Consider the following 12,474-nt stretch of genomic DNA (forward strand, 5'->3'; position numbering starts at 1 on the left):
ATCGATGACTGACGTTCGAGCAAGTGAAGCTTTTCCCGTGACCCAGGCCATGAAGGATTCGGGTGGCTGGAATCCGTTGTGGGACGGACTTTCGGAGCTGGATCCCGAGTGGACCGAGCTGTACATGAAGACAGCGATGCAGCCCTGGAACAGCGGGGTGCTGTCACCTCAGGTGATCCAGTTGCTGTGCATAGCCGTCGATGCGGCGAGCACACACATGTACGCACCCGGCGTCCGACGCCATATTCGCGCCGCGCTCGACATGGGAGTGACCTCGAAGGAGATTCTCGAGGTGCTGAAACTGACCACCGTCGTCGGGATTCATTCCTGCAATGTCGGCGTTCCGATCCTGATGGAGGAAATCGCGAACCGGTGAGGGCGGTCAGTCCCGCTCGCGGTTCTCCCGTTCCTCCCGCTGACGCTGGAGGAACGGGCTCGGGTTCTGTCCGCCGATCGGACCGTGGCCGAGGACTCCGTGCTCGTAGGCCGACTCCGCGTGCAGGGCAACGTCGATTCCGCGGGCCTCGTCTTCACGCGAAATGCGGAAGCCGAAGGTCTTGTCGATGAGCTTTCCGAGACCGTAGGTCACACCGAAGGCATAGAGCGCGACCACGACGACGCCGACGAACTGCTTGCCCAACTGCGCGAATCCACCGCCGAAGAACAAACCTTCCGGACCGCCTGTCATCACGGCCGTCGCGAGGAGTCCGATCAACAACGAGCCGACGATTCCGCCGACGAGGTGCACGCCGACGACGTCGAGGGAGTCGTCGTAGCCGAGCTTGTGCTTCCATCCCACGGCGTACGAGCAGACGATGCCGGCGATCAGACCGATGACGAGCGCACCGAACATGTTCACCGTTCCGCACGACGGGGTGATCGCGACCAGACCGGCGACGACGCCCGAAGCTGCGCCGAACGTGGTGGGGTGTCCGTCACGATTCTGCTCGACGAACAGCCAGCCGAGTAGTCCGGTGCAACCGGCGACGAGTGTGTTGAGGAAGATCTGCGAGGCCATACCGTCGGCCGCAAGGGCCGAGCCGGCGTTGAATCCGAACCAACCGAACCAGAGCAGGCCTACGCCGAGCAGGACGAACGGCAGATTGTGCGGACGCATCGACTCGGCCTTGAAACCCATCCGCTGGCCGAGGACCAGTGCCAATGCCAGACCCGACGCTCCGGACACGATTTCGACCACGAGGCCACCGGCGTAGTCGAGTGCGCCCATCTGGGCGAGCCATCCCTGCGGATTCCACACCCAGTGAGCGACGGGGACATAGACGAGCAAGGACCAGATGGGGACGAAGATCATCCAGGCGGAGAACTTCGCGCGGTCGGCGATCGCACCACTGATGAGCGCTGCAGTAAGGATTGCGAACGTCAATTGGAAGGTTGCGAACAACACTTCCGGGACATTCCCGTGCACCGTCGACGGGTCGATGCCCGCCATGCCGATGTGCTCGAGTCCGCCGATGATGCCACCGTGATCGTCGCCGAACACGAGGCTGTAGCCCACGAACAACCACGCAACCGTGACGAGTGCGATCGAGACGAAACTCATCATGATCATGTTGAGTACGCCCGTCGAGCGGACCATGCCGCCGTAGAACAGTGCGAGTCCTGGCGTCATCAGAAGTACGAGTGCAGTACTGACGAGCAACCAGGCAGTTGCTCCGGCATCGATGGTGGCGGGCACAGTTTTCTCCTCACGCACGCGGACCAGCCCGCGTGCACGGAACCCACGATGAGTGCGTGCGGTTTCCTCCGCACTGCGATTGTGTTGCGAACATGTTTCGGGAGAAGTCGGCGTTGCACCCGCACCGGACCACCTGTCGTGGGTCGCCGGTAGTCTTTGCGCGTGGCCCTGTACCGGAAGTATCGACCCGCGTCCTTCGCCGAGGTGGTGGGGCAGGAGCATGTCACCGCACCGCTCAGCACGGCCCTCGACACCGGACGCATCAACCATGCCTACCTGTTTTCCGGCCCGCGCGGCTGCGGAAAGACGTCGTCGGCGCGAATCCTGGCGCGTTCGCTGAACTGTGAGCAGGGACCGACGTCGACGCCGTGCGACGTGTGCGACTCGTGCGTTTCGCTGGGCCCGGGCGGCACAGGCAACCTGGATGTGACGGAACTCGACGCCGCAAGTCACGGTGGCGTCGACGACACCCGAGAACTCCGAGACAAGGCGTTCCACGCACCCGCCGCATCTCGCTACCGCGTCTTCATCATCGACGAGGCACACATGGTGACGGCGGCGGGTTTCAATGCGCTGCTCAAGATCGTCGAAGAGCCGCCGGAACACCTCATCTTCATCTTTGCGACGACGGAACCGGAAAAGGTTCTCCCGACCATCCGTTCGCGTACACACCATTACCCGTTCCGCCTGTTGGCGCCGTCGACCATGCGCGGACTCCTGGAAAAGATCTGCGCCCAGGAGGGCGTACCGGTCGAGCCTGCGGTGTATCCACTGGTCATCAAGGCCGGCGGCGGTTCCCCTCGTGACTCGTTGAGTGTCCTCGATCAGCTGCTCGCGGGCGCAGGAGAAGAAGGTGTCACGTATCCGCGCGCGCTCTCTCTTCTCGGAGTCACCGACGTCGCGCTCATCGACGAAGCAGTAGACGCCCTGTCTGCCAGTGACGGGGCCGCGTTGTTCGGCACTGTCGATCGCGTGATGGACGCCGGTCACGATCCACGCCGATTCGCGCTCGATCTTCTCGAGCGCCTGCGTGATCTCATCTTGATGCAGGCTGTTTCCGACGCCAGCGAACGAGGATTGGTCGACGCTCCGGAAGCGGAGCTGGTCACGATGCGTGAGCAGATTCAACGAGTCGGCCCGGCCACGCTCACCCGCTTCGCCGAGACTGTCCATGCCGGACTCAGCGAAATGCGTGGTGCGACGGCGCCGCGGCTGCTGCTCGAAGTGATGTGCGCGCGAATGCTGCTGCCGTCGGCCTCCGACACCGAGTCAGCTGTATTGCAGCGGCTGGAGCGCCTGGAACAAGGTATTCCGGCTGCCGGAGTCGCGGCTGCTCCTCGCGCGGCAGCAACGCCGGCACCCACCGTGCCGCCGCTCGAACCGGAGATTGCTTCCAAGTTCCAACGGCCCTCTCAACGCAAGGCCGAGCCTGAGGCACGGCCGGAACCAGCCGCGCCTGCTCCAGCTGCGGCGCCGCCGGTTGTGGAGGCTCCTGTCGTCGAACCTCCGGTAGCGGCAGTTCCCGTCGTCGAGACTCCCACTGTCGAGATCGTGGAACCGCCGGTTGCCGAAGCTCCGGTGGTTGAAGCTCCGGTTGCCGAAGCTCCAATAGTTGAAGCTCCTGTGGTTGAACCACCGGTTACTGCTTCTGTCGAGGCGGAAGAGCTGATCGGGCTTGCCGAGCCGGAACCCGACTACGAGCCCGAGCCCGAGTTCGACGAGCCGGCGGTTGCCGAAGCTGCGCCGGTCTCGGCAGGCCCCACAGTCGAGACTCTCCGTGAATCGTGGAACACCTTGCGCAACAAGGTCGGTGAACGAAACAAGGTTCTTCCGGCCATGCTGTCCGCTGCGACGGTTCACGACGTGCGTGGACATGTCGTTGTCATCGCTCACGGCTCACCGGTCCTGGGTGCTCGTGTGACGCAACCGCACAACGCGGCGGTCATTTGCGAGGTCCTTGCCGAAATGTTCGGTGGCACTTGGCAAGTCGAGTATCAAGAAGGTGCGCCCACAGCGCCGACAGTATCGAGCGCAACCAAGGCGACAGAAGCTCCGAGCCGCCCTGCCGCTGCGCCCCGCTTCTCGCGGCCCAGTCAGGAGCGCGCAGCGCAGCAGCCCAAGGCCCCGCAGCCCCAGCGCGGAGATTCGGACGACATTCCGCCGCCCGAGGCCCCCGACTATCCGGAAGACCCTGGACCGGCCCCTGCTCCTGAGGTCGACTACGAGGCAACTCCTCCGCCTGCAACGCCGGAGGACGAGGACGAGATGTTTGCGGAGGCGGCTGAGCCCGCTGATCCGACTGCCAGACGTGATCCCGAGGATGTTGCAAAGGAACTCCTCAAGGACGTCCTCGGAGCTCGCCGCCTCGAAAGCTGAGTTGCCGAGTCGGTCCGTGTGCGTGAAACAGCTGTCGGAATCCAGCTGCACCACTGTGTGATCGAATTGTTATAAGTGCCGTTCCCTTTGTGCGCGCGCGTCTCGAAAGCGCACCGGTTCGGCCTCGCAAAGCTGAATTGTATGTGGCTGGTTTGCTGGCACATTCGTTCGCTCAGTTCCGGTGTAACGAAACGTCGATTCGGACGATGGTCGCCGAAGAATATCTGGAATTTCTCGTTGTCTGATGGGCATTCGAGTGCTGCTGTTAAATTTCGGTGTGTCACGAATGTTCAGATTGATAGTTGTCGGATGTTTGATTTGCGGGGATCGACCAATTTGGGACATTCGGCGAATTGGCCACATATTCGGCATTGCGGCATTTCGGTGCATATTCAACTGAATATTTGCCGATCGCGAGAAAATGGCGGCCGTGAAACCGGGATCCGGTACGGATGTTCAAGCAGGAGCATGACCGGTTACGAAGCAAATAGGTAACTCCGAGTTACAGCTAACTCTCGATTGCTGTCAAATTGCTGAAACACGTTCATTGCGCCGAACAACCTTTGTTATTTGTTTATGCCTTGAGGTGAATCTGCGTTTTACACACCGATGAGGGCGTGGTTAGTCTTCGGTCGATTGAGTCTCCCGTGGATGCGCGCGAAAATAGGAAGTGTAAGATGACTGAAGATTCAACTAATCCTGCGATTGCGATAGTCGGGATGAGCATGTGGTCCCCCGGTGCACATGATCTGCAAGGATTTTGGGAGAACGTCCTCGCGCGTCGGATGCAATTCCGAAAGTTTCCGGAGTCACGGATGTCCCTCGACGACTACTGGAGCGCGAGCCCTGACGACGTCGACAAGACATACGCCGATCGCGGCGCGTTCATGGATGGTTTCGAATTCGACTGGGTCGGTCGCCGGATACCGGAGCGGACCTTCAAGTCGACAGATCTCACACACTGGTTGGCTCTGGAAACAGCACTCGGGGCTTTGACGGACGCGGGCTACAGCCGAGGATCGGTACCCACTGGACGCAGCGCCGCAATCGTCGGCAACTCCCTCACCGGTGAAGAATCCCGGATGTGGTCGATGCGTTTGCGTTGGCCTTACGTCAAGCGCGCACTCGCTGTGGCAGCCGAAGCGCGCCAGTTGGACAGTTCCGTCGCCGATGCTCTCGCCGAGACGATGGAAGAGGTCTACAAGGGCCCATTGGTGGAGCCGAGTGAAGACACTCTCGCCGGCATGTTGTCGAATACGATTGCCGGCCGGATCTGCAATTATCTCGACTTCAACGGCGGCGGGTACGTCGTGGACGGTGCGTGCGCGTCCGGAATGCTCGCGGTGGCGACTGCAGCCGAAAAGCTGGCGTCCGGCGCGGCCGACTTCGTCTTGGCAGGGGGAGTCGACGTCAGCTTGGATCCTTTGGAACTGGTGGGATTCGCCCGTTTGGGTGCACTGACCCGTGGCGACATGAACGTGTACGACGCAAGCCGAAGCGGATTCATCCCGGGTGAAGGTTGCGGATTCGTGGCCTTGAAACGACTCGAGGACGCCAGGGCGGACGGCGACTACGTGTACGCGACGATTCGCGGCTGGGGCATCTCCACCGATGGCAAGGGTGGAATCACCAAGCCCCGCGCCGAAACTCAGGCCGAGATGATCCGTCGCGCATACTCGCGAGCGGGATTCGCGGCCAGCGAGGTTGCCTTCGTCGAAGGACACGGAACTGGTACTCCCGTCGGAGACCCCGTCGAACTGGCCGGCGTCCAGCAGGCCGCTCAGACGGACGGGCCCGTCGAGGCTCGTAGCATCGGCATGACGTCACTGAAGTCGTTGATCGGGCACACGAAGGCGGCGTCGGGCATCCTTGCGCTGATCAAGGCGACCATGGCCGTCAATCAACGAATCCTTCCGCCGCTCGCCGGTTGCACCGACCCGAACCCGGCGTTCGGAACCGAAGCGCCGGCACTCTTTCCGCTCGTCAACGGTGAGATCAGAGATCCGTCCGAGAAGATGCGTGCCGGTGCGCAAGCCATGGGTTTCGGCGGTATCAACTGCCACGTCGCGATCGAATCGGCTGATGCACCATCCAGCAAGCTGACACCCTCGCAAGACGTCCGCACGATGATGGCGTCGTATCAGGACACCGAGGTTTTCGTACTTTCTGCAGATTCCGCGGTGGACTTGGCGACCCGAGCGCGGGATGTTGCAGATCTGGCGGTTCCGTTGAGTGTTGCCGAGCTGCTGGACTTTTCGGCGAAACTCTCTCGAGTGATCTCGCCGACCGCGCCCTTCCGTGCCGCAGTGGTGGCCGGACGTCCCGCGCAGTTGGCCGAACGCATGCGTCAGCTTGCCGTGATCTGCGAGAACTCCGCTCCTGCATCCGGTCAGGTGAAGGTCGTGAGCAACGAGATCTCGATCTCGAACGCCGTCCACCACGACATCGGATTCCTGTTCCCGGGACAGGGATCCCAACAACTAGAGATGGCGCGCGTGCTGATCGAGCGCTTCGAGTGGGCACGCGAACTGGCGACCGAGGCGGACGGCTGGTTGGAGGGAGTTGGAGCGGAGGCGATCACGCCTCGAATTCTGCGGAACCCGGTCAAGAGCGCTGACGCTGCGGAATTGGCGAAGTGGAAGCGGGATCTCGCCCAGACGCAGTTCACCCAGCCTGCCGTCGCTTTGGCTTCGCTGCTCTGGTTCGAGTACCTCCGCCGATTGGGTGTCACACCCAGTGCTGTCGCCGGCCACAGTCTCGGCGAGTTGACCGCGCTCTACGCGGCAGGAGCTTACGACCAGAAGACGCTGATCACCTTGGCTGCGGCGAAGGGTGCGGCCATGGCTGTCAGTGGTGGTGGAAACGGCGCGATGGCGAGCCTGACCTGCGACCGATCGACGGCTGAGGCGATCATCGCGGAAACAAAGGGTTACGCGACCGTCGCGAATCTGAATACGCCTACACAGACCGTGGTTTCGGGCACCAAAGACGCGGTCGACGATGTGGTTGCCATCGCGAAGACGCGCGGAGTGTCGGCTCAGGCGCTTGCCGTGTCGAATGCTTTCCACTCCGAGATGATGAACGAGGCCGAGCGGGAGCTGATGTCCACTGCGCCCGTTGACGAGCAAGTCGATTCGCTGACTTGCCCCGTGTATTCCTGCGTCGAAGGGAAACGCGTACAGACGCCACTGGCACTTCGCGAATTGGTCACCAAACAGGTTGTCTCACCGGTCGACTGGGTCAAGACGGTAAGTGGAATCTCGCAGGACGTGGACCTGCTCGTCGAGGTCGGTCCCGGCCGTGTGCTGACCGGGCTCACCAAGGCGATCAATGGGACCGACGGCGTGCGCTGCTTCCCCGTTGCGTCCAAGTCCGGACGCGACGAGGACTTCAATGTCGCACTGGCCGCGATGTACGTACACGGCGCTCAGGTCCGATGGAACGAACTTTTCGACGGCCGGTTCGTGCGCGAATTCGTTCCTGCCGATCAGAAGGTGTTCATCGAGAACCTGGCCGAGGCGAAGCTGACGGTAACCTCTGCTCCCGAACCGCTCGCACTTGGTACGTCCGGCGGGGATCCGGCTGCGGCGCTGGCCGATTACCTGAGCCGACGCGGGACCTTCCTCGTCGACGTGATTCGTGCTGATGTAGGCAGTGGAGCGACTTCTCCGTCTTCTCCATCTGCTCCGACTTCGCGGGCAGTCACCAACGGCCACGAATCCGTGGCAGCGAAAGCTCCTTCGCCGGTTTCGGCTCCGGTAGTCGAAGAGCCGGCTGACGCGGGCGCTGGGTCCGTGGAAAGTGAGCTGATCAGGATCCTCGCCGATACGACGGGATTCCCCGCCGAGTCGATCACGACGGATCTGCGTCTGCTCGATGATCTGAATCTCGACTCGATCAGTGCGGCAGAGGCTATTTCGAAGGTTGCGCATCAGTTCGAGGTTGTCGACCTCGACCCTGCCGAGTTGGCCAACGCCACCATCGGAGAAGCAGCATCGCTGATCCTTGCGGCATCACCGAATCCCGGTTCTGCCGTTCCAGCAGCGAGTTCGGTGCAGTCGGACGTGTCGCGAATACTGCTCGAGGTAATCGCGGAGGACACCGGATTTCCGGTGGAGTCTCTCGATGTGGATCTCCACCTGCTCGACGACCTGAACATGGACTCGATCAAGGCTGCCGATGCGATAGCAACTGTGGCAACGCGATTGGGTGTTCAGGGTGATCTGGATCCGGCCGAACTCGTCAACGTCAGCCTGGGTGAACTGATCGAAGTGCTCGATCGATCCGCGAAAGAGAAGTCGGGGCAGCAGCAGCCGGTTGCGCGGGCGCTGCCGATGAAGGCAAAGGGTATATCAGCCGACAGCTTCACCTGGGTTCGCGATTACACTCTGGAAAAGGTTCGGAGCGAGACAGCGTTGCACGGAGTCCGAGACCTCACGGACACGACGTTTGTCGTCATCGGTGACGACGCCGGTTTGGTCGGAAGGTTGGAATCCGAACTGCGAGGGCGTGGTGCTCAGGTCGACATTCGCACATTCTCCGACGGCGCTCCTGCGAATGCACAGCACGTGGTTGCCGTAATGCCGCGTGTGACCGATGATTCCGTCACCGAAATCGGTTTGCGCCGTGGGATCGAACACATGTACAAGATGGTTCCGGCGCAGCAAAGTGGAGGCGCACGAACCACATTGGCAGTGATTCAGTTCACCGATGTCGAGTTGGGCAATCCGGCGCCGGTATCGAGTGCGGCGGCTTTTGCCGCTTCGGTGCATCACGAGCGCCCCGAACTGGATGTCCGCGTCATAGGATTCGACGGCTCGACTGCGGACGCGGTGGTGGCAACCACCGTCGTCTCCGAGTTGGATTCGGTTGCATCCTATGTGTTCGCGACTTACGACACCGAGATGGGACGCACGGCACTGCAACCGCGGGTTCTTGCCTCGAGCGACTACACCGTCCGCGAGAGCGGGTTGGGGAGTTCGGATGTAGTGGTCGTGACCGGTGGCGCGAAAGGCATCATGGCGCAATGCGCTCTGGCTCTCGGTCGAAAGACAGGCGCCGAACTAGTGCTGATCGGAAGCTCTCAGCGACAAGCGGGTGACGAAATCGCTTCCACTCTTGCGGACTTCACGTCTGCCGGATTGAGCGCTCACTACTATCGCTGCAACGTCACGGATGCTGCGGCGGTGGCCGGCGTCGTCGCCCAGATCGAGGTCGAGGTTGGGCCGATCACCGGGTTTGTCCACGGTGCGGGGGCGAATGTTCCGCGGCGGTTCGAGAGAGTCGACAGCGCTGCGGCTTTCAAGGAGGTTGCACCTAAGGTCCTGGGCGCAGCCAACTTCGTCGAAGCGCTCGCTGATCGCGACTTGAAGCTGTTCGTGGGCTTCTCCTCCATCATCGGATTCACAGGTATGCCCGGAAACAGCTGGTATGCATACGGAAACGAGCTTCTCGACGAAATGGTGATGCGGTATGCCGCCGGGCACCCGAAGACTCGGACGTTCTCGCTCGCGTACAGCGTGTGGGGGGAGACCGGCATGGGCGCCCGCATGGGCAGTGTCAACCACCTCGCGAAGATGGGTGTCATGCCGATTTCCACGGCTGCGGGAGTGGATCATTTCCTTCGTCTGGTCGACAGCGGACCCGAGGCGAGTCGTATCGTCGTGACCAGTCGACTCGGCGGTCTGGACACCTGGGCGCCGGCAGCACCGGCTCTGCCGGCGGTGTCGCGGTACATCGACCAAGTGGTGACCATCGAGCCGCAGGTAGAACTGGTTACCCGGACGACGTTGTCCACCTCAGCAGATCCTTTTGTCCTAGACCATGTCTGGAAAGGATCGGCGCTGCTTCCGACGGTGTTCGGACTCGAGGCGATGTCGCAGGCGGCGGCTTATGTCACCGGACGCGTGACTCTGGGCCGCGTCCGCATCGACGACATCAAGCTGGATCGACCGATCGTCGTCGACACGGTCGAGGGCACCAGAGTCGAGATCAAGGCAAGCGTCGTGGAGCAGGATCGTGATGCTGCAGGAACGCGGGTGCATGTCACGATCGGCACCGAACGGACCGGGTACGGACGGCCCCATTTCTCGGCCGACTTCATCTTCGGGCTGGACGAAACACTGCCGGAGTTCGAGAAGGAGTTGCCGCGACCGGTGCTCGACATCGATCCGTTGGACGATCTCTACTCGTGGTTGCTGTTCCAGGAGGGCGATTTCCGCCGACTCGAAGAGATCTCGAGCCTCGATTCCGAGCACATTCTCTTCAGCGCTATTTCGCGAGCCGACCGTAAGCAGCACCTCCTCGGTGATCCCTACTTCCTCGATTCCCTGCTCCAATCGGGTCAGATCATGGTTCCGCGGGAGATCTGCCTTCCGGTCAACATTGCGCGAATCGACATGTACGACGGACGATTCGAGGCTCGTTCGTTCACCGCGTACGCCTACGACAAGGTGCAGACAGAGACCCACATGCAAGCCGACGTGGCGGTGGTGAAGGACGGACGAGTGGTGATGCAGCTCGAGGGATATCGCTCCCAGATTCTCTCCCACGACGAAGGCCGTCCTACGGCTGAGGAAATCGCGGATCCGACTGCGCGCGACGCACAGATCATTCTCGACAAGCTCGCGCAACACAGCCGGGCGTTGGGAGTGAAGAGCCCGCGGGTTGTGGTCGCGCATACCCCGGGGATTCACGAGTTGACCAAGTCGGAACGCCACGAGCAGGAGAAACCGATCGCCGAGGCGGCCGTGAACATTCATCTCGATGAGGATGTGGTGATCAAATGAGTAATGCCTTTGCCATCGAATGGCAGGAAACCGGAAAGCCCGTCGTCGTCGGTGATATTCCGCCCTCTGTGGATGTCTCGCTCTCGCACGACGGCAGCAAGTCACTCGGTTCGGCCGGCGACTGGCCTCAGGGGTGTGACATCGAACCGATTCGCTCCCGAACCGCCGTGCAGTGGAAGGCGCTTCTGGGTTCGGCGCGGATTCCGCTGCTGGACGAGTTGATCGCAGGCGGCGAATCACTCGATCGTGCGGGAACCAGGCTGTGGGCGGCGGCCGAGGCGATCCGAAAGGCCACGGGGCAGATGTCGGTTTCTCTGGCGATGGGCGCCAGGGAGGACGACGCAGTGACCTTCCGCGGCGGCGCAGAGGGAAGCGTGGTGGTTCTGACTTTTCCAGCTCTGTTGACGGACAACGAGGAGCGGATTCTCGCGTTTGTGACTCATGAGGAGGATGCGGAGGAACCGGCGCAGGACCCGGCACCGCAGTTCGACTCCGGACCGTTGTCGGCGAAGTCTCTCGCGCAGTTCGATCCGATGGCCTACGGCTCCGACGTGCATGTGGTGGCCCGGAGCGGCTATCCGGCGGTGTCGATCCGGTTCCCCGTCGGGTTCCGGGACGCGTGCAACGTCGGTGGATCAGTGGGGTTCGCGAGCTTCGCGCTGTGGTTGGGCGCTTTGCGAGAGAGGGGAACCGGACCGATCTCGAAGCAGATCGTGGAGGACATGGCGACGGGTCGTTGGGGCATGGTGACCAACAACTCCGAGGTGTTCATCGATGCGAACCTGTACACCGACGACATTGTCGAGGGGACGATCTGGATCACCGAGCTCACCGGTCCGGATCGGGCAACCACCAATCTGCATGTCGAATGGTGCCGGGTCGACGGCGAGACGCGCACTCACATCGGGTGGAGTGCGATGCAGACGACGTGGGTGGAAATCCTCTCCCACGGTGTGGTGGCGGCACGGCCGATGCCGCAGTACTTCCACGATTTCATCGAGCCGATGACGATTCCGACGGGGACGAAGAACATCGCTGTTCCCACCGAACCGAAGAACGTCGATCGTGGTTCCGTGATCCGCTCGGCTCCGATGGTGCCGCGCAATCCGTACCTGCTCGAATCCGAGGTGTTCTCGACGACGTTGCAGGACGGAAACGTCGTGGGCAACATCTACTTCGGCAACTATTACATCTGGCAGTCGAGGGTTCGGGACAAGTTCCTGGTCCGTTCTCAGCGTGAGGCCATGGCGGCCAGAGGCGCTCTCGGGGAACTTCGTTGTGTGCACACCAGGGTTGAGCATCTGCGCGAGGTCATGCCGTTCGACGACGTCCTGGTCACGATGTCCTTGTCTGCCCTCTACGAGAGGGGGATCGACCTCGAGTTCGAGTACTTCAAGGTCAACGAGGACGGATCACGGGAGAAGCTCGCGATCGCTCGGCACAGAACTGTCTGGACGATGCCGGGCGCTCCGGGAGAACTGGAAATCTCTCCGCCGTCGAAACTTCCACAGTCGCTGATCGATTCGGTGCTGGAGGCGATCGACGGAAAGTAGACGGGGGATTTTCCGAGATCGAAGTGGAGAGACGGGTTGCGTTTTCCTTGTGGGAGAACGC

The 12,474-nt window shown here is 61.8% G+C and carries 5 protein-coding genes; 4 read left to right on the forward strand and 1 reads right to left on the reverse strand.

Annotated features, from left to right (window positions below):
- Positions 1 to 4: 4 nt before the first annotated feature.
- Positions 5 to 376, forward strand: a complete 372-nt coding sequence (locus G9U53_RS12640) for a carboxymuconolactone decarboxylase family protein (RefSeq protein WP_007731560.1) — start codon at positions 5 to 7, stop codon at positions 374 to 376.
- A gap of 6 nt (positions 377 to 382) precedes the next feature.
- Here the strand turns inward: G9U53_RS12640 and G9U53_RS12645 are convergent, their stop codons facing one another.
- A complete protein-coding gene (locus G9U53_RS12645) occupies positions 383 to 1,696 on the reverse strand; it encodes an ammonium transporter (RefSeq protein ID WP_003943791.1) in 1,314 nt (437 codons plus the stop codon).
- Between the two features lie 162 nt (positions 1,697 to 1,858).
- On the opposite strand from G9U53_RS12645, the gene G9U53_RS12650 reads away from it, so the two are divergent.
- The 3 genes from G9U53_RS12650 (at position 1,859) to G9U53_RS12660 (ending at position 12,413) form a co-directional block, all read left to right on the forward strand.
- The gene (locus tag G9U53_RS12650; protein WP_030535724.1) at positions 1,859 to 4,072 is read left to right on the forward strand and encodes a DNA polymerase III subunit gamma and tau; all 2,214 of its coding nucleotides are present in this window, start codon (positions 1,859 to 1,861) and stop codon (positions 4,070 to 4,072) included.
- Positions 4,073 to 4,749: 677 nt separating this feature from the next.
- The gene (locus tag G9U53_RS12655; protein ID WP_165638740.1) at positions 4,750 to 10,860 is read left to right on the forward strand and encodes a type I polyketide synthase; all 6,111 of its coding nucleotides are present in this window, start codon (positions 4,750 to 4,752) and stop codon (positions 10,858 to 10,860) included.
- On the forward strand, positions 10,857 to 12,413 hold the full coding sequence (locus G9U53_RS12660; RefSeq protein ID WP_064687942.1) for a hypothetical protein: 1,557 nt from the start codon (positions 10,857 to 10,859) through the stop codon (positions 12,411 to 12,413). The genes G9U53_RS12655 and G9U53_RS12660 overlap by 4 nt, the downstream gene beginning before the upstream one ends.
- Positions 12,414 to 12,474 lie beyond the last annotated feature (61 nt).

Origin of the sequence: Rhodococcus sp. D-46 (genome assembly GCF_011290655.1) — a bacterium.
Classification (GTDB): Bacteria; Actinomycetota; Actinomycetes; order Mycobacteriales; family Mycobacteriaceae; genus Rhodococcus_F; species Rhodococcus_F qingshengii.